At 47.8% G+C, this 25,167-nt stretch carries 6 protein-coding genes; all 6 read right to left on the reverse strand.

The features are described from left to right. Nucleotides 1–4: 4 nt before the first annotated feature. The 6 genes from ectB to H6F98_RS15415 all read right to left on the reverse strand — a co-directional run bounded on the left by ectB (nucleotide 5) and on the right by H6F98_RS15415 (nucleotide 25,109). A complete protein-coding gene (gene ectB / locus H6F98_RS15390) occupies nucleotides 5–1,261 on the reverse strand; it encodes a diaminobutyrate--2-oxoglutarate transaminase (protein WP_192219582.1) in 1,257 nt (418 codons plus the stop codon). A 145-nt stretch (nucleotides 1,262–1,406) separates the two neighbouring features. Then, complete coding sequence (locus tag H6F98_RS15395) at nucleotides 1,407–2,804, reverse strand: condensation domain-containing protein (protein ID WP_192219583.1); 1,398 nt, start codon at nucleotides 2,802–2,804, stop codon at nucleotides 1,407–1,409. After that, nucleotides 2,801–7,585: a non-ribosomal peptide synthetase gene (locus H6F98_RS15400; RefSeq protein ID WP_192219584.1), complete on the reverse strand. Its 4,785-nt coding sequence runs from the start codon at nucleotides 7,583–7,585 to the stop codon at nucleotides 2,801–2,803. The genes H6F98_RS15395 and H6F98_RS15400 overlap by 4 nt, the downstream gene beginning before the upstream one ends. A 126-nt stretch (nucleotides 7,586–7,711) precedes the next feature. Next, entirely contained in the window at nucleotides 7,712–16,741 is a 9,030-nt protein-coding gene (locus H6F98_RS15405) for a non-ribosomal peptide synthetase (protein WP_192219585.1), read from the reverse strand. Between the two features lie 20 nt (nucleotides 16,742–16,761). Continuing rightward, nucleotides 16,762–20,256, reverse strand: coding sequence for a non-ribosomal peptide synthetase (locus H6F98_RS15410; protein ID WP_192219586.1), 3,495 nt, complete (start codon nucleotides 20,254–20,256; stop codon nucleotides 16,762–16,764). Then, nucleotides 20,253–25,109, reverse strand: a complete 4,857-nt coding sequence (locus H6F98_RS15415) for a type I polyketide synthase (RefSeq protein WP_192219587.1) — start codon at nucleotides 25,107–25,109, stop codon at nucleotides 20,253–20,255. Before H6F98_RS15415 ends, H6F98_RS15410 begins: the two co-directional genes overlap by 4 nt. Nucleotides 25,110–25,167 lie beyond the last annotated feature (58 nt).

The raw sequence follows: 25,167 nt of genomic DNA on the forward strand, positions 1-25,167 counted from the left end.
AAATCTACTTTTTCAGACATTCATCAAAAGCTTGTTTGATAATCAAGCAGCCCTTTTGCAAGGTAGATAGTTCAATGGTTAAAGGTGGCAAAATCTTGATTACTGTATCATTTCTACCTACTCGCTCGGCTATCAGTCCCAATTCAAAGCAGCGTGATGTTATTTCTTTAGCAAAATTAGCTCCGCCGAAGCAGGCTACATCAATTCCCCAAATCAGTCCAATTCCTCGTATCTTGATTTGGTCACTGATAGAGGCTATCTCTTTGGTTAGGAAATCCTTTAAGAAGAACTCTTTCGCCTTAACTTCTTCCTCTAAATTAGCAATCTCTCTATACTCAATCGCCGCTGTTCCTCCAACGAAGGCTAATTGATTTCCCCTAAACGTACCCGTATGTTCGCCCGGTTCCCAGATATCTAACTCTGGCTTAATCAACAACAGCGACATCGGAAACCCGTAACCGCTGATAGATTTGGATAACACCACCATATCGGGGATGATATTGGCTCGTTCAAAGGAAAAGAAAGGCCCAGTACGACCACAACCAACTTGAATATCATCACAAATTAATAAGATGTCATGCCTATCACACACATCTCGAAGCCTCTGCATCCACTCGATTGGAGCGACAATTACTCCCCCTTCAGCTTGCACGGTTTCAAAGATGATTGCGGCTGGTTTTTCAATTCCAGAATTGACATCATTGAGGATTGATTCGATAAATTCTATGGTATCAAATGTTTCCATAAACCCATAGGGATAGGGCATAAAAGTTACAGGATTGGACGCGCCAATCATCCCCGCACGAATCCCCGTATTGCCACTCACGGATAAACTCCCCAACGTCATTCCGTGAAAGGCTCCCATGAAGGAGAATATTCCCGGTCTTTTTTTGATTTTCCTGGCTAATTTTAAAGCTGCTTCAACGGCATTCGTTCCAGTTGGCCCGCAAAACTGAACTTGATAATCCAGGTTTTTGGGGGTTAAAACTCCTTCATAAAACTTAGATAAAAACTTTTCTTTAGCTGATGTGTAGAAGTCTAGACCGTGTGCGATCGCATCAGCATCTAAGTAAGAGATGACCTTCTGTTTGATGTAATCATTATTATGACCATAATTTAAGGCTCCCGCACCCGCCAGAAAATCAATGTATTCGGCTCCCGATTCAGAATAGACTATAGACCCTTTAGCCCGATGGAAGATAGTCGGGAAGCTCCGACAATAGGTTCTGACATTTGACTCGCGCTGTTCAAAGATATTCATGGAATAGTTTAGGAGCTTATAAAAGCTCAAACGAGATGACTGTATGCCGTAAAATCGGTCGAATCAGAAGGATTGAATTTTGAAAGCCTGTAATAAATTAAGTGTTCTTTTTTGGAAAGAGTTGCACACAACTGCCTGCTTAACGTTAGGCGGCAAAACTCAAATCAAACGTCGCTTCTTGTTCCCACATAAAGGTCATGTGCTGCTCATCGGCTGTCAGCAATGACAAGTCTTTAAGACGCACTTCAGGATTAGTCGCCATACTTTGCAGAACTATCCGAAAATGCTCTAGGATACCGACAATTGTGGCAGTATCAAAGCGACGAAAATCGTAATTAATTCCAAGCCCCAACCTCGAACCTGGATACCCAACCACAGTTAGTGGATAGTTTGTCTTGTAAAGGTAGCCACTATCAAGAACTTCTAGTTCTCCTTGCTCGCCCTTCAAAACCTCAGCAACTGGGTAGTTCTCAAATACAACAATACTCTCGAACATAGGAACGCCTCGCGGCATTTCACTCCACCCTTGAATTTGAGTCAGTGGGGTGTAGTCGTAGTGCCGCATTTCTACCTGATACGCTTGAAACTGCTGGAGCCAGGGCAACAAAAATGCTTCAGCATCCACCTCAACAGCTACAGGCAAGGAGTTAACAAACGTGCCTATCATTGATTCAGCATCGGCTAAGTCTAGCGGACGAGCCGAAAGCGTACAGCCATAGACTACGTTGGTTTTACCCGTATAGTAACTGAGGAGAATTGCCCAGGCTCCCTGAACTAACGTGTTTATCGTGATCCTGTGCTGTCGTGCTAAGGATTGCAGTGCTGCTGTGGTCGCTTCCGAGAGATAGATAACTTCCTCGTCGTATCGTTCTTCTTGATTTGATAAGTTGTCAACGTAGAGGTTATTTAGAAGAGTGGACGATTTGACTCCCTTGAGTGCTTGCCTCCAAAATGCCTCGGCTTTAGCAATATCTCGTTGTTGCAACCAGTTGATGTAGTCTCCAAAGCAACTACCAGGTTCTGAGGGAGGTTCTTTACCTTGGCAAAAGGCTGCATAGTGTCGAGCAAAGTCCTTGACGACTAATGAGTGTGACCACCCATCTAAAATGAGATGGTGTTTGCTGAAGATAAATTCGTAAGCGTCGTCTGCGAGACGAATGAGAATCAGGCGGATGAGAGATTGTTGGGAAAAATCAAACCCCCGTTGGCGATTGCTATCGAGAAAAGACTTTAAGCGCTTTTGCTGCTCAACTGGGTTAATTCCCCGCCAGTCGTACTGCTCTAAAGGCAGTTTGATTTTCTTATAAACAACTTGCAGGGGTTTGTCTATTTCTTCCCAGTAGAAGCCAGTCCGCAAGGCGGTGTGACGCTCTATGACTTTTTCCCAAGCGCGTTCAAAGGCGACAAGGTTGAGATTGCCACGCAATGTATGGCTGAGTTGGAAAAAATACAGTCCTAATTCAGGAGCATACAAGCTGTGAAAGAGGAGGCCTTTCTGAACTGGTGAAAGTTCGTAGATATCTTGGATATTGTCGGTTTTCATGAGCTTGCCCTGTCACTCCCTTGATTGATTTTCGCGAGTAAGCGATCGAGGTCTTTTTGATTGACGTTGGCTTTTGTAAAATCTGAGGGCGTGTAGCCTCCAGCTTCGGGAGACTGACAATGAGTAATAAGCGATCGCAACGCTTCCACAAAACTCTGTGCCAGATTCTCAATCGTGCTTCGCTGATGAATGTTCTCGCTATAGCTCCAATCCAATCGAAGCTGACCTGAAGCAATCAATCCATTAATCACCAGCAATCGATTTCGGCTTCCCCGCAGACTGCGTTCTTGTCCACAAGATTCTTCAGCAGGTGCAAACAGCGAGGATTCCGATAAAATTTGATCAAACTGCCCCAAATAGTTGAATTTCACTTCCGGTTGCGGCAACGCTTGCAGTTGCTCTGTCAATTCCCGGTTCTCGTTTAGATAGCGCAGCACGCTATAACCAATGCCTCGATTTGGAATACGGCGCAGTTGCTCTTTAACTGCCTTGAGCGCTTCTCCAGGGTTGGACGCTTCCCCAATATCCAACAGCACTGGGAAGTGGGTGGTAAACCAGCCGACTGTATGCGATAGGTTGACATCGTTGAAAATATCTTCTCGTCCGTGACCCTCTAATTCAACTAATAGCGATCGCTCACCCGTCCATCGTGCAAATGATTGTGCGAGTGCCGTCAGCAATATGTCGTTGATTTGCGTTCGATAGGCGGCTGGCACTTCCTGGAGTAGAGCTTGAGTTTCTTCTACACTCAGAGCGATCGATACCGTTTTTTCTGAAGCTACTGTGTTATCACAATCTTGCAAGAGAGACCTCTCCCCCAGCCCCTCTCCTGCAAGGAGAGGGGAGTCCGACTCCCCCATTCCCTCGTAGGGAACCGGAGCTTTAGTGAGGAGGGCTGGGGGGGTTAGGTCAGCCTTATCTGAGTAGTATTCAGTGTTGTCGCCTCCGGCATAGTCCACTGGCAAGCGGGGAACTGATTTTTGAGCTTGAGCCAACCAATAGTCTTGCTCTTGCCGAACAACTTCTGACTGCGCGTACTCTCTCAATCGTTCCGCCCAATGCTTGAACGAAGTCGTTTTGGATGGTAGTGCAATTGCTTCACCTCGGCTTAGCTGTTCGTAAGCAGTCTGGAGATCTTCCAGCAAAATTCGCCAAGAGACGCCATCAACGGCTAAGTGGTGAATGACAATCAGCAGGCGCTGAGAATCACCCAGATTAAACAGAGTAACCCGCATCAACGGTTCTTCTGCCAGATTTAGGCTGCTTTGGAGTTCAGTCGCTGCTTCCTCAATAGCCGCTTTATGCTCATTTGGTGACAGTGCCGATAAATCGAGGTATTGAAATGGCACCATCCTCTTGAAATCAGCATTAATCTGTTCCCATCCGGATTCAGCCTCAATAAACCGCAGGCGCAGTGCGTCGTGGTGTTCTACCAATTGCTGCACTGCCTTCTGCAATAACACTGGGTCGATCGCTTGTTGCACTTGCAATAAAATAGCGTGGTTCCAGTGGTGGGAGTCAGGCTGATTTTGTTCAAAGAACCAGTGCTGAATGGGGGTAAGGGGAACTGAACCCGTTACCATCCCTTGTTCTGCCATAACACCCTGATTCAGGCTAGCCACGGCTGCAAGTTCGGCAATCGTCTGGTTTTCAAAAAGCTGCTTGGGAGCAAGTTCTATGCCAACTTGATGCGCTCTAGCAACGATTTGAATACTAATAATGGAATCGCCACCTAATTCAAAGAAGTTGTCGTGAATGCCTACCCGCTCGACCTTCAGGACTTCTGCCCAAAGGTTTGCTAGTTTTTCCTCTAAAGGAGTGCGGGGGGATACATAGGTGTCTTTCAACTCAGGTCTAGACGCATCGGGTGCTGGCAGCATTTGGCGATCGACTTTGCCATTGGGTGTCAACGGTAGAGCCTTGAGCTGCACGAAGAAAGACGGCACCATATATTCTGGCAACCACTCCAGCAGGAAGCTTCTCAACTCACTGCTAGTTAGAGCCGATTTATGTTTGGGTACTACATAAGCAACTAAGCGATTGTTGCCTGGTTCATCTTCCTGCGCTATGACGACGGTTTCACTGATGCCAGGGTGTTTCATCAATGCGGCTTCAATCTCTCCTAGCTCGATGCGAAAGCCGTGTATCTTGACTTGGTGGTCTATGCGTCTGAGAAATTCAAGAGTTCCGTCGGGTAAGTAACGAGCTAAATCCCCGGTTTTGTAAAGCCGCTCTCCAGGAATAAAAGGATTATTGACGAATTTCTCGGCAGTCAGTTCTGGTCGATTTAGATAGCCTCGTGCTAACCCTGCACCACCAATATGCAATTCTCCTGGTACGCCAATGGGGACGGGTTGCCCTTCAGAGTCGAGCAGATAAATTTGGGTGTTGGCAATGGGACAGCCAATGGGAACTGTGGAAGCGAATTTCGATCCCCCCTTTAAAAGGGGGGTAGATGTAGCGGATGGATTGTTGGTTATTGGATAGGTGAGTACACCGACAGTGGCTTCGGTTGGGCCGTAGTGGTTGAGAAGTTGACATTCTGGTGCTAGCTGCTGAATCTGTCTGATTAAGTCCCAACTGCAAGCTTCACCTCCAAGCACTAGTCGCTGGCGAGGCAGAATTTGCTTTGGGTCTTCACCAGTCAGCAAGGCTTTCAGGTGAGACGGAACAATCTTGAGGCAGTCGATGGGATGGCGCTGGAAGTAATCGGCTAAAGCTTGCGGATTGGAAGCGCGATCGCTAGATACTATATGCAGACACCCACCACTACATAAAGAGGGGAAGATAACGGTGTTGCCCAAGTCGGCAGCAAAGGTGGACACCGTTGCATAACTAGCACCAGTAGGAAGATTGAGGATTTCCTGGATGCTGTGTAGGTAGTTGAGAAGTTGCTGATGCTCGATCGCAACGCCTTTGGGAACACCAGTAGAACCAGAGGTGTAAATGACGTAGGCTAAATTCTCTGGTTTAACGTCGCTAGCCGGATTGCCAGTGCATTCTCGCTCTATTTTCTCCCAGTCTGTATCTAGACAAATGATTGTCCTTTGTTCTTGGTCGTTCGTCAGCAGTTCTTTGCTTTTAACTAATGACGTTTGACTAATGAGCAATGACACTTGAGCATCCTGTAACCGAAGCGCAATGCCGGAAGGGGGTAAGGTGGGATCTAAGGGAAGGTATGCTCCCCCAGCTTTGAGAATGCCGAGCAGTCCTACAATCAAGTCAACAGAGCGTTCTACAAATAGCCCCACTAACATATCCGGCTTAACGCCCAGTTGCTGTAGGTAATGAGCTAGTTTGTTAGCACGGATATTGAGTTCGCGGTAGGTTAGTTCTTGCTCTTCAAAGCCAACGGCAATGTTATTTGGTGTTCTCGCGGCTTGGTCTTCAAATAGTTTGTGAATGCACTTGTCTTTTGGATAATCAGTAGTCGTGCGGTTGAACTCAACTAATAGCTGCTGTCGTTCGCGATCGCTCAAAATATTTAGCTTAATCGCAGCCGCTTCTGGATTACTGACAACGCTTTCCACTAAAGTATGAAACCGTTCTACCAGACGTTTAATATCATCTTCTAAAAAATAACTTTTCTCGTATTGAAATGCAGCTACTACTGAGTCATCGTAACGATTGCAGGAAAGTTTTACTTTGAATCGGTCGAGACAGATGTAGTGTTTGTACAGTGAAAAATGCACAGCAGCTTCCGAGTCTTGAGATGACCATTCTTCATACTCAAAACCAAAAGGTAAAAAGCCTATATCCGTATCATGCTCGGTATCGGCAAAGTACTCTTGCCATTCGTAAGCATCATGAACCGATTGATTAACTTGACTTAAGATTTCACTAAATTTGGAGTGAGTCTCGAAGTAGCAAGTTAAGGGTAAATACTTGGCGAATAATCCTAGCGATCGCTCTAACTCTTCATAGGGGCGACCATCGAAAGCCGTGCCAATGATAATATCCTGTTGCCCTGTCAACCGCCACAGCAGAATCTGCCAACAAGTCAGTAAAACGGTAGAAACCAAAGTTTCATAATTCTGCGCTAGTACTTCAATTTTGGCAACGATATCAGGCTCAAGCTTACACTCAATAGAATTGAATTCAAATTCGGCGGAAACATCACTGAGTTTGTTTTTAAACGGCAGAGTTAGGGTTGTCAGCCCAGAAAAATCCTGCTTGTTCCAGTATTCTTTACCAGCTAATCCATCCTCGTCCTCAAGTAATTGATTCTGCCATTCAGAAAATTGAACGTATTGCACGATTTCATTTTCATCGGGCAGTGTTTCACCTTGAAGGGAAGCCATATAAGACTGACTAATTTCCTCAACCAGATTTTTCAGTGTCTTACCATCCGCACAGATTGCAGGCAGGCTGATGAGCAAAATATGCTTTTGGGGTGACAGGATTAGCAGGCAGGAACGCAATAAAGATGTTTGTTCAAAATCGAAAGCTTTCTGTCGTTCTTCCTGAAGAATTTCCTCGATTTTGAATTCCTGTTGCTTGGAATCTAAATCGCTTAGATTGATGTCACGGCAGGAGAGAACACTACTATCCGCAACGACTTGAAGAGGCGCTTTAATTCCTGGTTTGCGCCGAAATGTCGTTCGCAGAATCTCATGCCGATTGATTACATTTTGCAGGGCTATCTTTAGAAGTCCTAGATTGAGATTGCCTTCGATGAGGATAGCACCTTGGGTCTGATAAGCAAGACTATCTTGCTGCGACAACCATAGCCGTTTTTGTTGAGGAGAAAGTTGAAATCCCTCAATTATTTTAACTGTCATTGATTTCTCCAATTCTTTGTGTCTTCTCTTGTTTCGTTATTAAGACAACAAAGGATTTGAAATAGAGTACAAGTCAAAGATTACTGACTTAATGGTACTACAAAATCCTAGTTGAGATGTAAGGTTTTAAAAATTTATCATTTGTCCCATTGCTACTACAATTTTTCTCGAACCAACATAAGGATTGCGACCATGTGCAGTCAACATATTATCTAACATCAGGATGTCTCCTTTTTGCCAAAAAAAACTGACTTGCGATCGCTGATAAATTTCAGTAATTTTCTGAATCACTGATTCTTCCAGGGGAGAACCATCACCGTAATAAACATTACGTGGTAGCTTTTCTTCCCCAAACAGCGACAACAGAGAATCTCGGACGGCTGAGTCTAAGAATGATACGTGATGCAACTGGATTTGATTGAAAAAGACCAGTTCATTCGTTTTTGGGTGTTTTGCGATCGCAGGTCGAATTTGGCGAGTTCTTAACCCATTTTCTGGAAGCCATTCAAAATCAATTCCTGCTTTAGAGCAATACTCTTCAACCACTGCTTTATCCCTGGTTCTAAAGAAGTCTTGCCAGCTTACATCTAACCCTTCGATGTAGTTGCGGACATACATGAGCTGCTTAGTAGCCAATTGTTCTCGCAGTTTTGGATCGAGAAGTTGATAAACATTCCGGCAATCTACAATTGGCGTTTCTCCACCTTGCTGTGCAGGTTGGACGCAGAAAAACCAGATTTTTAGAGGAAAACGTTGCAGGTGGGAACTTTCGTTATGAAACAAAATTGCTTTGTCTGCCGGGTAAGGAGTGGAACCATAGACTTTACCCCCAACACCCTCTCGTGGTAAGTCACCATACTCACCAAATAACTCCGGACAAATGGCTTGAGCAACAGTTTCAAACTCAGCCGCTGAATTAATATTAAAGCCTCTGAAGAGAATTGCACCGTGTTTGAGTAACTGCGTTTCTATGAATTCCCGATCGCTTTTTGCCCAATCTACAAAATCAATATCCTCACCCGTTGGCTGGATGACTAACGGTAGACTTTCCCCTTGGATTAGGTAATCAGTTTTTACCAAATCTCCTTGAGGCAAACTTACCACCTTGGGTTTAACGCTTTTGAACTTGTGGAATTTAGCCTTTTTGCGTTGTTCTTGTTCTAGAATTTGCTGTTGCTTTTCAGTTTCAGAAAGCATTTCCAGTGCCTTGATTGGAGTATCGGGGTGCTTAATAATGTTGCTTAATAGCGTTTCAAAGTGACCTGACATGCGAGTGATGGTGGAGGCATCAAACAGGTCGGTGCTGTAATTCCAAGTCCCAACAATTCCTTGCTCGGTTTCTTCCATAAACAGAGCTAAATCAAACTTTGCCGTCCCAGTTTCAATCCCGATGGGAGTAAGGGTAAGCCCAGAAAGTTCCAAACTAGGCATAGGAGCATTTTGGAGGACAAACAACACCTGAAATAGGGGGGTATGGTTGAGATTTCGTTCTGTGCCTAAAGCTTCTACCAACTTCGCGAAGGGTAAGTCTTGGTGGGCATATGCGCCTAACGTGACTTCGCGCACCTTTTTGAGCAACTCCCGGAAACTGGGGTTGCCAGATACATCAGTCCGCAAGACTAAAAGGTTGACAAAAAAGCCGATTAGAGGTTCAACTTCGCTCCGGTTGCGATTAGCGACATCAGTGCCGACAACAATGTCGTCCTGATTGGTGTAACGGTTCAACAGTGTCTGAAAGGCAGCCAGTAGGAGCATGAATAGAGTAACTCCTTCTTTGCGGCTGAGGGTTGCGATCGCATCACTCAAGTTTTTCGGCAGCACAAAGCGACTGGTGGCACCTCGAAACGTCTGAACTGCTGGACGCGATCGATCTGTGGGTAAGTTGAGCGTAGCGGGAGCGCCAGCTAAATGCTGTTTCCAATAACTTAGCTGAGCATCTAGCGCTTTTCCGGAGTACGATTGTCGCTGCCAAACCGCAAAGTCGGCATACTGAATGGGCAATTCTGGGAAGGGAGAAGGTTTCCCGCAGGTAAATGCCTCGTAGAGTGCTGCTACTTCCCGGACGAGTACCCCCATTGACCAACCATCACTAACGATGTGGTGCATTGTTAAGAGTACGATATGCTCGGTTTCGCCTAATTGCAGCAGCATTGCTCTTACTAGTGGATCTCGCTCCAAGTCGAAGGGGCATTGAGTCTCCTTGACGCCAAGTTGCTGAACTTGAGCCTGTTGCTCGGCTTTTGATAACTCGCGCAAATCCACTATCGGTAGCGGTAGAGTCAGGTTGGGGGCGATAACCTGAATGGGTTGCTCGTTCCCCATCGCAAAGGTAGTGCGTAAGGCTTCGTGACGGCGGACAATTTCGTTAAGGCTCTGCTGCAATGCTTGCACGTTCAGCACTCCAGTCAGGCGCACGGCAGCAGGAATATTGTAAGCATAGTTACCGGGAGCGATGCGATCAAGGAACCACAGCCGTGCTTGAGCAAAGGATAAGGGTATCTCCCCAGAACGCGAAACGGTTATCAGGGGCGGAGCGTGTCGTTCCGATTCGGTTTGACGGGTTGCTTCAATTCGATTGCTCAGTTCAGCTATAGTTGGCGATTCAAACAGGCAGCGCAAGGGCAACTCCACCTGGAACGTATCCCGTATTCGGGAAATCAACTGGGTAGCTAGTAAGGAATGTCCTCCCAATTCAAAGAAATTATTGTGGATTCCTACTCGTTCTAGGTTGAGGACTTCTACCCAGAGGTTTGTCAGCACTCCCTCAACCGGGGTTCGAGGTGCTACATACACTGTTTCTCCTGCCAGCCTCGTTGCATCTGGTGCGGGTAAGGCGCGCCGATCTACTTTACCGTTGGGTGTCAGGGGTAGAGCAGGAAGCAGCACAAAGGCAGAAGGAATCATGTAGTCAGGTAGCTGCTTTTTCAGGACGTCCCGCAGTTCATTCGATTTTGGATTTTGCTCCCCCCTTATTGTGGGGATGGGGAGGTTGGATTTTGGATTGGTAGATTCCTCGCGAGGAACTATATAGGCGACTAGGCGCTGGAGTCCGGGGTTATCCTCCCTGGCTAGAACGACTGTCTGTTGCACGCCTGGGTATTGAGCCAACGCAGTTTCGATTTCTCCCAGTTCAATTCGGAAGCCGCGAATTTTTACCTGATGGTCAATTCTCCCTAAGTATTCGATGTCTCCGTTAGGGAGATAACGCGCCAAGTCTCCAGTTTTATAAAGTCGCGCCTCTGGTTGGTCGCTAAAAGGATTGGAAATGAAGCGTTCGGCAGTGAGTTCGGGGCGGTTGAGATAGCCACGGGCTACTCCCGCACCACCGATGTACAGTTCGCCGGGAACTCCAACAGGAGTGGGTTGTAAGCGGTGGTCTAGTATGTAAACTTGAGTGTTTGCGATCGCGCGACCGATGGACACTAACCCATCCCCAGACATCACCTGATGGATGGTAGACCAAATGGTCGTTTCTGTCGGGCCGTACAAGTTCCAGAGGGAATGGCAGCGAGTCAGCAACTGATGCGCCAATTCCCGTGATAAAGCTTCACCCCCGCAAAGTATTTTTAGCAGCTTGTTACCCTGCCACCCAGCCGCTAGCAGCAGTCGCCAAGTTGCAGGCGTTGCTTGCATCACCGTAGCGCTAGAGTAAGTCAGCAATTCTGACAACCGAATGCCATCAGCCGCTACCTCCCGACTAGCAATGACCACACGCGCACCGACAATCAGGGGTAAGTAAAGTTCTAAACCTGCAATATCAAACGATAGGGTTGTGACCGCAAGGAGTACATCTTGCTCAGTCAATCCTGGAGTCTGGCGCATGGAACAGAGGAAGTTAACAAGCGCACGATGCGAAATTTGTACTCCCTTGGGCTTTCCTGTGGAACCAGAGGTATAAATTACATACGCCAAGTTGGACGGATTTTGAGTTTCGAGCGATTGCTGTGTATCCCCCAACAATAAATGCTTTTCCTGGTACTCCCCCCTTAGCAAGTGGGGTTGGGGGGGGGAATTTTGGATTAAGCCGCGATCATTGGCTTGTATTATTTCCCCAGCATCCAGGCAGACGATTTCGGCTCTGTGTTCAGGAAGTATTTCTAAAAGGCGCTGTTGAGTCAGCAGCACTGAAACTTGAGCGTCTTCCAACATGAACGCCAAGCGCTCTTGGGGATAGGCAGGGTCAAGGGGGATGTAAGCGCCGCCAGCTTTGAGAATGCTGAGGATGCCGATAAGCATCTCCAAAGAACGCTCCACGCAAATCCCGACCAACACCTCTGACTTCACGCCCAGCTTTTGCAAATGATGTGCTAGTTGATTCGCTCGTTGGTTCAGTTCCCGGTAGGTTAATTGTTTGTCTTCAAAAACTACCGCAACCCGATCGGGTGTGCGCTCAACTTGTGCTTCAAAAAGTTGGTGAAGGCAATTGTATTGAGGGTAATCTGCCTCAGTTCTGCTCCACTCCACGAGCAACTGTTGCCGTTCCCGTGTTGACAGCAAGGAATGGTCGGCAAATTGCCCAAACGGTTGGTTCACCATTGCCGCGAGGGTTCTGGCATAGTAACCGCCAATTGCCTCGATCTGTTCGTCGCATAAAGCATCGACCTGACAGTTAAGGCTCAAGTAAATCAACGAGGAAGAGGGGTCTACGCTGAAGTTAGCTAACAGGGTTAAGTTGGTTTCTTCAAAAAACGTCCCATCTAAAATCTGAATATCTCCTCGTCCCAGCACATCACGGTAGACATGGAAGTGAATGAAGTTAAATGCCGTATCGAATAAAGGCTGTCCGCCTGAGTGCCTTTGGATTTCTGCTAGAGGATAGCGTCGGAAGGGCAGCAACTCGCACTCAGCTTGAAAGGTTTCTCGCGCTAAGTCTATCCAGGTACTTTCCGAGAGGTTCAGGCGAAATGGCAAGGTGTTGAGGAAGAGTCCCAGAATCTGTTCCCCATCGCTATCTTCCGGTCTGCCATTGGACACTAACCCGGTTAGAACGTCTGACTGGTTGCTCAGCACGCTTAACACCCGCAGGTGTGCAGCAAGCAGCACGCTTTTGAGGGGAATGTTGGCTAACTTCGCTAGCTGCTTGAGTCCTTCAGACACTTCAGATGATAGGGGAACATTCTTGCGCCGCGAGGATTGCTGTAAGTTAGTTGCTTGGTGTAATGTTCGCCAACGAGGCAGCATTGTCACCGTGCTGTCACTTCGTTTTTGCGTCCAGTAATGTTGGCATTCCTCAGAAGCGATCGCATTTCGCTCTAACGCGACAAAATCCCGAAATGCGATCGCAATACTGCTAGCTTGGGAACCCTCATCTTCACGACTCAGGAGCAGATATTCACACAACTCCGTCAGCATTGAAGCCACACTCCACCCGTCGAGAATGGCATGGTGGAAACTCAACGTAAGTTGAAATGTTTCTTCTGTGCGGTGATGAACCTGGAACCGTATCAGAGGAGGGCGAGTCCAATCAAAAGGTCTGTTCTTTTCGGCTTCGATCCAAGCATCCAAGGTTGCCTCTTGCTCAGCCGGAGAAAGATGGCGCAAGTCTTCAACCTGTAATGGCACCTCGATGCTGTGATGAACCAGTTGCAACGGTTCGCTGAAGCCAGTGAGAGCGAATGAAGTTCGCAGTACCGGATGACGATTGACTATCTGTTGTATAGCACGGTGCAACGCTTGGCGATCGAGAGGTGCTTGTAAGTGATAGCTAAAAATATCGTGATAGATTGCCGAGCCACGATTGTACTCACTGTGGAAAATCATCCCCGCTTGAAGTCTGGCAAGGGGATAAGCATCTTCCACGCTGTCTGGTAGACGACCTCTATCGTCTTGGGAAATCAGACCAAACGGTTGAACTCTTTCTTGGGTTGCACTGCTGTCTACTCCAGGTACAATCTCCCGAACTAATTCGTCAATTGTTTGGTGTTGGAATAGCTGCTGTAGCGAAAAATTCAAGCCTTGTTTCTGGGCAAGAGACTGAACTTGGATGCTGCGGATAGAATCCCCGCCCAATGCAAAGAAGTTATCGTGGATGCCTACCCGCTCTAAGCCGAGAATTTGTTTCCAAATGTCAGCTAGAGTTTGTTCTTCTGGAGTACGGGGAGCCACGAACGCTTCGTCTAATTCCGGTCTAGCTGTATCCGGTGCGGGAAGCACACGGCGGTCAACCTTGCCATTAAGAGTTAGTGGTAAAGCATCAAGCATTAAAAACGCTGATGGCACCATGTACTCAGGTAACGTTTCCCTTAAAAAGCTACGCAATTCACTGACAGTAAGAGCCTGTTCCGGTTTAGGTACTACATAAGCCACCAACTGCTTGTCACCCGGACTATCCTCCCGAACCAGAACTACAGCCTCCCTCACGCTGGGATGCTCTCGTAATGCTGCCTCAATCTCTCCCAACTCGATACGGAATCCTCGCACCTTCACCTGCTGGTCAATTCGCCCCAGATACTCGATATCTCCGTTAGGAAGATAACGCGCCAAGTCTCCAGTTTTATAAAGTCGCGCCTCTGGATTGTCGCTAAAGGGGTTGAGCATGAACCGCTCAGCCGTAAGTTCCGGACGATTGAGATAGCCACGCGCCACCCCCGCCCCGCCGACGTACAGTTCTCCTGCTACTCCAATAGGGACAGGTGAGACGTGTTTATCCAGCACGTATACTTGCAAGTCGGGAATGGGATTGCCGATAACGCTTCCCGTTTGGCTGAGGTCAGCAACAGTTATAGGACGATAGGTAACGTGTACGGTTGTTTCTGTAATGCCGTACATATTGACCAACTGAGGGGACTGGTCGCCATGACGGTCAAACCAAGGCTTTAGGCTTTGCAGTTCCAACGCTTCTCCACCGAAGATGACCCAACGCAGGCAAAGATTGTTACTTGTCCCTAATGATTCTTCAGCCCGAATCAGTTGTCGGAACGCGGAAGGCGTTTGATTGAGAACGGTTACCTGCTCTTTGCACAATAAGTTGTAAAACGCTTGTGGTTCGCGACTAACCCAGTAAGGAACAATGACTAGCCGCCCACCATGGAGTAGCGCTCCCCACAGTTCCCAAACGGAGAAGTCGAAAGCATAAGAGTGGAACAGCGTCCAAACATCTCGTTCGTTGAAGTGATACCAAGACTGAGTTGCTTGGAACAGACGGACAACGTTGGCATGAGTGACTAAAACGCCTTTGGGTTTGCCTGTGGAACCAGAGGTGTAAATTACATAGGCTAGGCTGGAGGGATTTTGGAGTTTAGATTGTGGAGTTTGGATTGAAGTGGGACTGTGAACTTGTATCGATTCCCAATCTGTGTCTAGACAAATGACTTTGGCTGCATGTTCCGGCAGGGTTTCTAAAAGCTGTTCCTGGGTCAACAGTACTGACACCCCAGCATCTTCCAACATGAAAGCCAAGCGCTCTTGGGGGTAGGCAGGGTCTAGGGGTAAGTAAGCGCCGCCAGCTTTGAGAATGCCGAGGATGCCGATGACCATTTCTAAAGAGCGGTCTACACACAGTCCCACCAGCACTTCTGGTTCTACACCGAGCTGCTGTAAGTAGTGCGCTAATTGATTCGCCCGTTGGTTGAGTTCCCGATAGGTTAGTTGCTGATTTTCAAACACTACGGCAACAGCATCGGGTGTCTGTTCTACCTGGGCTTCAAATAGCTTGTGAATACATTTATCCGTCGGGTAGTCTGCCTGAATTTGATTCCAGTCCAAAAGCTGTTGCTGCTCGGCTAATGTCAACAGGGGTAAGGTACTCAGAGGTTGGTCGGGATTCGTAACAATCCCTTCTAACAACGTCTGCAAATGCCCCATCATCCGGCTGATGGTGTCCGTGTCGAATAAGTCGGTACTGTACTCCAGCGTTCCAACCAGTCTTCCCCCGACTTCCGTGACGCGCAGAGTTAAATCAAACTTCGTGGTGTCGTTGTCGATTTCTAGAGCGTTCCACGTCAAACCCGACAGCTCTAATGCAGACATGGATACATTGTCTTGCATGACAAACATCACCTGAAACAGAGGCGTGTAGCTTAAGTTCCGCTCTGGCTGGAGTTCCTCAACGAGCTTCTCAAATGGCAAATCCTGGTGAGCATACGCTCCTAAGGTGACTTCACGCACCCGACGCAGCAACGCTCGCAACGTGGGATTGCCGGATAGGTCAGTTCGCAGGGCTAAGGTATTGACAAAACAACCAATTAGTCCTTCTATTTCCGCTCGATTGCGGTTAGCAATGGGCGAACCAACTACTACATCTTCACTTCCCGTGTAGCGGTACAGCAGTGTTTTGAACGCTGCCAGCAGAATCATGAACAGCGTGGCATCTTCTTTTTGACTCAGCCCCTTAAGTGCTTCAGTGAGTTCGGCAGTGAGGGAGAAGGATTGACTCGCACCTCGAAAGGTGGCAACTGCGGGTCGAGGGTAATCTGTCGGCAACTGGAGGATGGGAAGATGACCGCCCAATTGCTGCTTCCAGTAGGAGAGTTGATTCTGGAACACCTCTCCCTGTAACCACTGCTGCTGCCAAAGGGTAAAGTCTGGATACTGGATTGGAAGTTCTGGTAGGGGTGAGGGTTGGTGGCGGTTAAAGGCTTCGTAAAGCGCTGTTAGTTCTCGAATCAGTATTCCGATTGACCAATCATCGGAGACGAGGTGATGAATGGTGAATAGGACTACATGGTCGGTTTCATTCAACCGTAGCAGTATAGCTCGTAATAAGCGATCGCGTTCCAAATTAAACGGTCGTCCCGCTTCATCACGAGCTAACTTTAAGACTTCAGCTTCTCGCTCAACCTCAGGGAATTCCTGTAAGTTCACCACGGGTAAGGTTAAGGTCGAGGTCGGTGCGATCGCCTGAAAGGGTTGCCCATCAACTTTGACAACATTGGTTCGCAAAGCTTCGTGACGCTTGATGATTTCATTCAAACTCTGCTCAAACGCCGCCACATTGAGTGACCCTTTCAGGCGAAGGGCAGTAGAGATATTGAACAAAGGGCTGCCTGACATTAACTCATCGAGAAACCACAGCCTTGCTTGAGCAAAGGATAGTGGAACAGGGTCGCTACTGTTTCTGCGAGAAATCCGTTCAAAAGGCGAAGAATCTACCCCTTTCTCTTTAAGCAACACCTCAAGCAGCGCACGCCGTTTAGCAGAAAGCTTTAAAGAACTCATTTTTGTTTACGATGCCTCGATTAACTTAGTGTCTTTTCAGCCAGCATTTTGTCCACTTCGTCATCCGAAAGTTCAGCCAGACTCAACACCAGTTGAGCAATGGCTTCAACTTTGGCTCGCTGGGCTGAGTCTTGGAGAATTACAGCTACTTGTTCAGCTACGGTAGGTGACTCGAAGAAATGTCGCAGGGGTAGCTCAACCTGCAAGGTTTCGCGGACATGAGCCATAACCTGAGTAGCTAGCAGGGAGTTTCCCCCTAAATCCAAGAAAAAGTTGTCGTAAATGCCAATCTGTTCTACACCTAGAACTTCAGACCAGATACCTGCCATGACCTTCTCAAGGGAGGTATGAGGCAGCACAAAGGATTTTTCTGGGTTGGCAATGATGGTGTCAGGTTCAGGAAGAGCTTGACGGTCTATCTTGCCATTTTGCGATAGGGGCAGGGCATCCAGCCAGACGAAAACAGAGGGAATCATGTATTCCGGTAGCTTCTGCCTCAAGAAACTTCGCAGTTCATCTAGCGCAGGGGCTTGCTCTTGGTCTGAAACCAGATAAGCCACCAGGCGTTCTTGAGCGCGCTGTTCGCCAACTGCCTTAACAACTGACACCTGAACGGCTGGATGCTGTACTAAAGCGGCTTCAATCTCCCCAGGTTCAATTCGGTAGCCCCGAATTTTGAGCTGGAAGTCCGCTCGTCCCAAAAACTCGATGTTGCCGTTCGGCAGATAGCGCCCTAAATCTCCCGTTTTGTACAGCCGTTCCCCTGTGACGGGATGATTGATAAAGTTAGCGCGAGTCTTTTCTTCATTTCGCCAGTACCCCTTAGCTAGCCCCATCCCAGCACAGTAGAGTTCTCCTGGAACCCAAACAGGACAGTCTTCCAACGCTTCATTGAAAATGTAGTATTTTGTGTTGGCGATGGGGCGACCGTAGGGAATGCTTTTCCAGTCTGGGTTAACGGCTTCAACGGGATACCAAATATTCCAAACTGTGGTTTCGGTTGGTCCACCGATACTGATGACGCGAACGTTTGTTGTCAGAGCCTTCAACCGATTGGGCAACGTGACTGGAAGCCAATCGCCTCCCAGAAATGTCAGATGCAAGTCTGGAAGATGCACGTCAGAACGACTGGCGGCATAGTCTAACAACATCTCCATCATTGGAGGCACGGAGTTCCAGACTGTTACCCGTTCCTTTTGCATTAATTCGAGCCAGTGAGCTGGGTCGCGTTGCGCTGAAGCGTCGGGGATGACGAGCGTTCCGCCTGCCGTCAAAAGACCAAAAATGTCGTAAACAGATAGGTCGTGGTTCAGAGCGGTGACTGCTAGTACGCGATCGCTAGCACTTACATTAAAAGATTCATTAGTGTGAAGCGCTAGGTTGACAACGTTCTGATGGGCCACCATAACGCCCTTGGGTAAACCCGTTGAGCCGGAGGTATAGATAACATAAGCAAGGTCATCAGGTTTTTGGACGGGTTCCAGAGGTTTGTCGCTTTCACCAGCTAGTTCCTCGTTATCCAAGCACAGACACTGAATTCCTTCTGGCAAGTCCAAGCGATCGCGCAAGCAAGACTGAGTTAAAACTAACTTCACTTCGCCATTCTCCAGCAGATACCAAAGGCGTTCTTTCGGTAATCCCGGATCGATGGGCAAATAGGCAGCACCAGATGCCAGCACACCCATCACACTGACAATTTGCTCCCAACCTTTCTCCATCACAATCGCAACCAAGGTGTTAGGCAATGCACCTAATTTCCGCAATCGATGACCAACTTGATTCGAGCGACGGTACAACTCTTCGTAGCTAAGAGTCCGGTGAGGTGTAATGATAGCCGCTTGCTGGGGTTGCTGAGACACTTGGGCAGCAAACAAGGTGTGAGCCAGCGTTTCTGGCATGGTAACGGTGGTGTCATTGATGGCTGTTCGCTGTTCCAACTGTTTGGGCGGTATTAACTGCCGCCTTTGTTCCTGCCAAGCCTCCTCCTCAGTTGCAAGTCGCCTTAAAAGACGGCAGAACGCATCAAACATATCGTCCACCAGTCCGGCAGGAAACAAGTCCTCCACTCCATCCCAGTTCAAAAACAGGGAGTCTTCTGCCTCCATGTATTGACAATCCAGCCAAACTTGAGGCGTTTGGCTAATGGTGTAAACCACCTCTCCCAATTCTTTGAATAAGGAGGCTCTTGAAGAATCCAAATGGCTGCCTACGCTTTGAGGGGTCGTGGTAAATACAACGGGTGCAATTCCACCTGAAGTCCTGCCCTGAACTTTTGATAGTTCTCGCAGTACTCTTACCCCACTGACATACTGGTGTTCTAAGTCTTTCCAGAGTTGTTCTTGCAATCGTCTGGCTCGAACCTCAAACGACTCTTGCCCGGAATTGTCCACTTCCAACAACGTAAATGAGGCAAACTCCCCGATGATGTCGTTGACTTGAGGATGTAACGGTAAACGATTGAAACGTGGCACGTTGATGGTAAAGCGGGGACTCTTACTCCAAAGCGCCAGCACCTCAGCATACGCAGCAAGCAAAATTCCAGTGGGCGTTAAACCGGCTTTAGCGGCACGCAGCTTCAAGGGTTGCCAGATTTCCGGCTCCAGTTTCGTATCCCAACACTTAAATTGAGGTTGTGTCAGGGAACCGGGAGCTTTTGCCAGGGGTAAATCCGGTGCTGGTGGTAATGTGGGAAGACGCTTCTGCCAATAGTCTAGGGAGCGTTGAAACGTTGGGGAGTCTTGGAACGCAATTTCTGCTAGAACATAATCCCGGAATGAAAGTTCTAGAGCAGGCAGGGTAACGTCGGGATTTTGGTAGAATTTCACCAAATCCTGCAAAAGTACCTGAGCGCTCCAGCCGTCAACGCACAAACCATCTACGCTGATATGTAGGCGAAAATGGTGGTCATCGAGCTGAGTCGCACAAATCTCAAACAGGGGGAACTGGTCAATCGGCAGAATTTGGTGAGATAAGCGATCGCGAATCGCTTCCAATTTAGAGGCCATGGTATCCGAGTCTTGTCGCCGCAGATCCAACAGTTGAATCTGATAAGGAGGAACCCGTTCTAAAACCTGCTGCTGTCCATCAGAATGCACGATCGCTCGCAGCATATCGTGACGTTCGACCAACTTCTGCCATGCCAGATTGAATCGCTCTAAATCTAAATCAGTGCTTTCAATCTCGGTATAGACATGGATGGCAACATTCCCTCCCTCGAAGAAGCTATTTCTGCCAATCCAGTAGGCTTGCTGCATTTCATTGAGAGGGAATGGCTCGTATCGCTCCGCTAAATTGGGCGTTAGGGTTGGAAGAGGTTGGTAACGAGCGCTTAAGCGATCGAAATTATATTGATTGAGAAATGTTAGGAGTTCGGCTTTGCGCTCAGCTAGTTGAGCCTGCAACGTTGCTGTCAACACACCCTTAGGAGCGCTACAGTGCAAACGTTCGCCATCCACCCATAATTTGATATCTAAGTTACTCAGATAGGAGAGAAATTCTTCTATTGTTTGTTTCATAATGTAATTTCCTCGCGCTCATCTTCGGTGCTAGCGTTCGCTCCATCGCCAAGCACTGTACTGATAGAAGACTGAAGTTGTTGAACTGTCCCGCGAACTCTCTCAATAGACTCCGCCATACCCGCCACATTTTGGTTTTCAAACAAGCTTGATAGAGACAGTTCTATCTGGAAGACTTCTCGAACTTGAGCAATCACTCGGACAGCCATCAGGGAATCTCCCCCAAGTTCAAAGAAGTTGTCGTAAATCCCTACTTTTTCGATCCCCAGCAACCCTTGCCAGATATTGACTAGTGTTTGCTCAATTTCATTTCTTGGAGCAATGTAAGCATTATTCAAGTGAGGTCGTGAGTGTGTCGGTTCGGGTAGGTTCGCTGTGTCTAGAATTTCCGAGTACAGTAATTCGCCCAAATCCTTCTCTCGCTCCACCCGCATCTGAAAATTACGAGTTGATACCAGAACTTGAGGCACTTTAACCCCCAAAATACGACCCAATGCTTCTGCACCTTCGTTTGGCAAAATTCCTTCTTTAAGATTCTCTGCCTGCAAAGGTTGAAGTTTGAGTGGCACGGCTGTATTAACTGCCATCCCGACTTCTTGCCAGGTATCCCAGTTAATACATGTAGTAAACGTGCCATGTTTGGAGTAATTCCAGTGAGCAAAGGCATCAAGAAAGGCGTTAGCTCCCGCATAGTCTACTTGCCCAAATCCCCCCAGAATTGAACTGAGTGATGAGCAGATAACTAAGAAATCCAATTGGGTATTTTTGAAGAGTTCATGGAGAACCAGCGTTCCTTTGACTTTGGGAGCCAAAATCCTTTCAGCTTCCTCCAGTGTTTTGCGCTGAATCATGCCGCCCCCAGGAACTCCGGCTGCATGGATGACTCCATCAATCTGGCCAAACTGTTGCTGTGCAGTTGCGATCGCCCTTGGCGATAGCGCTAGCGCTATCGCACTTCGCATTGATTCAAGTTCAGTCACATCAGCACTGACAACTAAAACCTCAGCCCCCAACTTCTCAAGTTCCTGCACTTTCCGAATCTTGCGGCTGACACTATCTTGCTCAGTGTGAGTAACCAGCCATTTTTCCCACTCATCTCGGTTGGGCAATGCTGAACGCCCTACGAGAATTAGTTTTGCTTGTACCGTCTGCGCTAGATATTCCGCCAGAGCCAGCCCAATGCCTCCGAGTCCACCTGTAATTAGATAAACTCCACCTTCCTTTAACAGTTTTGGTGTCCCTTCAAGAGTTGCATTCAATCGAACTGGTTCAAAGGATTGTACCCAGCGATGCAAACCTCGGTAGGCAATAACTGAGTCAGAGGATTCGGCTGTCAGTTCTGCTAGCAGGCAGTTTGTAAGGTTGTGTTCTTCCCAAGTTCCTTTTGAGGGAATACTGTTCGGATCGGGCAAACCTAACCCCCCCAGCCCCCCTTCCCTGCAAGGGAAGGGGGGAGTATTGCTCCCCTCTCCTACGAGGAGAGGGGTTGGGGGAGAGGTTAACTCAACATCAATGCTGCGACAGCTAATGTTTGGATATTCTTGCGGAATAACCTTAACAGCTCCAAGTACAGTTGCCTTCTCCGGATATAAACTTTCAAGTCCTGTCACTGACTGCAAATTGTTGGAGATGACCGTAATTTGAAACTTATCAGTAGTGTTTTGTTTCCCAAGTGCCTGGGCTAGAAACAGCAAACTGTAGAATCCTTTTGCTTGGCTTTCCTCAAGGGATTTGAGTTCTGATATTTTGCGATCGCCTTTGGCGCTGGCGCTACTGCGCCAATCGCATGGCGTGACGCTCCATAAATGAACAATCGTTTTGGGCAGTTTGTTTTGTGCTAAAAGTTCGTTGAGTAAAGCATCATAGTCATCGCTTTGTCGGGGGTTAAGGGTATAATCACACTCGTTTAGTTTTGTCAACTCTGACCCAACACTCACAGTAGTTACGTCCGAACCCTCAAGTTCGAGCTGTTTTACCAGCGCTTCACCCAAACCGCACTCATCGACAAACACGAGCGTACAAGAGGTTTGAGTCTCCACCTCTGTGTGTCCGAGCAACGCTGGAGATACAGATTGCTTCCAAACAGGAACGTAGAACCAATCAGCAATATCCGGTTTTTTGGTCAGTGAATCTTGAGTTGAAGCGATTGGCGCAGTAGCGCCAGCGCCAGAGGCGATCGCATCCGCCCGTTTTTGAGGTTCAATCCAGTAACGCTCACGCTCAAACGGATACGTCGGCAAGGGAAGGCGATGGCGGTGTTCATGGGTATAAAATCTTGACCAATCCACCTCGACTCCAGACAGCCACAGCTTGCCCAAGGCATTCAGCAAGAATGCAACATCAGACTGTTCATCCTTGGGATGACGTAACGAGGCGATCGCAACCTGCCCATCGTCCCGGTTGAAATGCTTTTTGGCGAAGGTACACAAGGTACATCCAGGCCCAACTTCCAACAAGATGCGATTCGGTTCTTGCAGTAACTGGGTGATACCCGATGAAAAGCGAACCGTTTGGCGTAAGTGCTGTGCCCAATAACTAGGTTCTGTGGTTTGTGCAGTAGTAATCCAAGTTCCCGTGACGTTGGAGACAAAAGGAATTTTAGGAGGATTCAGTTTGACTTTTTTAACTTCCTCGATAAAGGGTTCCAAAATGGCATCCATCATCGGGGAATGAAACGCATGGGAAGTATGCAGGTGGCGACAGTCTATCCCTTTGGCTAATAACTTGTCTTGAAAGGCATTTATAGCGTCATGGGTTCCCGAAACCACGCACGAGGCTGGAGCATTGCTGGCAGCTAGAGATAATTGGTTATCGAGTAGGGATTCAACCTCACTCGCAGGCAGTGAAACAGCAAGCATTGCTCCTGTTGGGAGTTGCTGCATCAGCCGTCCGCGAACCGCAACTAGAGCTAAAGCGTCTTCAAGAGACATGACTTCAGCGAGGCAAGCTGCGACATATTCCCCAAGACTATGACCAATCATTGCCTGAGGAGAAATGCCCCATGACATCCACAACTGAGCTAAGGCGTACTCAATGACAAACAAAGCAGGTTGAGCGATCGCGGTTTGTTTCAGTTTCTCTGCTGCACCTTCAGCTTCAGACTCGCTTGGATAAATAAGCGATCGCAAATCCAGCCCCAAATAGGGTTTGAGCAATTCACAACAGCGATCAACTTGCTCTTTAAACGTCGCCTCAGTCTGGTAAAGTTCCTTGCCCATATCCACATACTGCGCTCCCTGTCCGGGAAACATGAAGGCGATAGGACGGTTGCACGGTTCTTGAAGATAGTTAAAAACTCGTTGAGCATCTCGCGTTTCCAACGCATTAACGGCATCCTCGATATCCCGGCACACCACCATTCGACGATGATTGAATTCTCTGCGCCCCACTTGAAGCGTATGAGCGACATCCGCTAAGTTCAGTTCAGGATGCTGGGTTAGGTGTTGTACGAGATTTGTTGTAGCCGTTTCTAGTGCTGAGTCGGTTTTGGCAGAAAGTATCAACAATTGCCAAGGACGAGAAGGGCTAGACGCTGGCAGCACTGGGGCTTCTTCAAGAATTACATGGGCATTGGTTCCACCCATCCCCAATGAACTCACGCCAGCACGGCGAGGAGTCAGCCCTGCTTTCCAGTGGGAAAGTGTTGTATTGACATAAAAAGGACTGTTGGCGAAATCAATCTGGGGGTTGGGTTGCTCGAAATTCAGCGTCGGTGGTATGGATTGCTGTTTGAGGGCTAGAACCGTTTTAATCAGTCCTGCGATGCCTGCTGCTGCATCTAAATGACCGATATTTGTTTTAAGCGAACCGATCGCACAGAAAGCCTTTTTTTCAGTCCTAGCGCGAAAAACCTTGGACAGCGCTGTAATTTCAATTGGATCGCCCAAGGCGGTTCCAGTGCCGTGCGCCTCAATATAATTGATTGTTTCGGGTTCAACCTCCGCAAACATTATTGCTTCTGCGATCGCTTCTGCTTGAGCGTCCACACTCGGCGCTGTATACCCAACTTTCCGAGAACCATCATTGTTAATGGCTGAACCTTTAATCACAGCATGAATACAATCGCCATCTGCGATCGCTTCCGATAGCCGCTTTAAAACAACAACGCCCAAACCATTCCCAATCGTTGTTCCCTTAGCCTTGGCATCAAAGGCGCGACAATGACCATCAGGCGATAACGTTCCTCCTTCTTGGTACACATAGCCCGTTTTTTGGGGTACTCGAATTGAAACCCCACCCGCCAACGCCATATCACACTGATAATTCAGCAAACTTTGGCAGGCGATCGCAGTAGCAACCAATGACGTAGAGCAGGCGCTTTGAACGGTAATACTCGGTCCTTTGAGATTTAATTTGTAAGAGATACGGGTTGTGAGGAAATCTTTGTCATTACCAATTACCGTCTGGTAGCATTGCGCCGAACCCATGCGATCGCGGTTTAAATCAAAGGAATAATAGTTACTCAGGCTGGCACCCGCGTAAACACCAATCCGACTTTCACATTTTTGGGAGTCATAACCAGCACTTTCGAGGGCTTCCCAAGCACACTCTAAAAATAGGCGATGTTGTGGGTCTGTTAGTTCAGCTTCTCTAGGGTTAATCTCAAAGAACGAAGCATCAAATAATTCGATATCTTCTAAGACTGCACCCGCTTTTACATAATTGGGTTCTCTAAGCACGGCTGGGTCTATTCCCGCAGCAATTAATTCTTTATCAGTGAAGGAGGAAATTGATTCCACTCCATCACGCAAATTCTGCCAAAATTCCTCAAGATTTTTGGCTCCAGGGAAACGACCTGCCATGCCGATAATGGCTATTCCTTCAATTGAATCGTATGGTTCTGCACTACCCATTGAAATCCCACTATCAAAAACTATTTGAACTCAAATAATGTTTTTTTTACATCATTTC

It is taken from the genome of Microcoleus sp. FACHB-SPT15, from assembly GCF_014849525.1.
GTDB lineage: Bacteria > Cyanobacteriota > Cyanobacteriia > Cyanobacteriales > Coleofasciculaceae > Symplocastrum > Symplocastrum torsivum.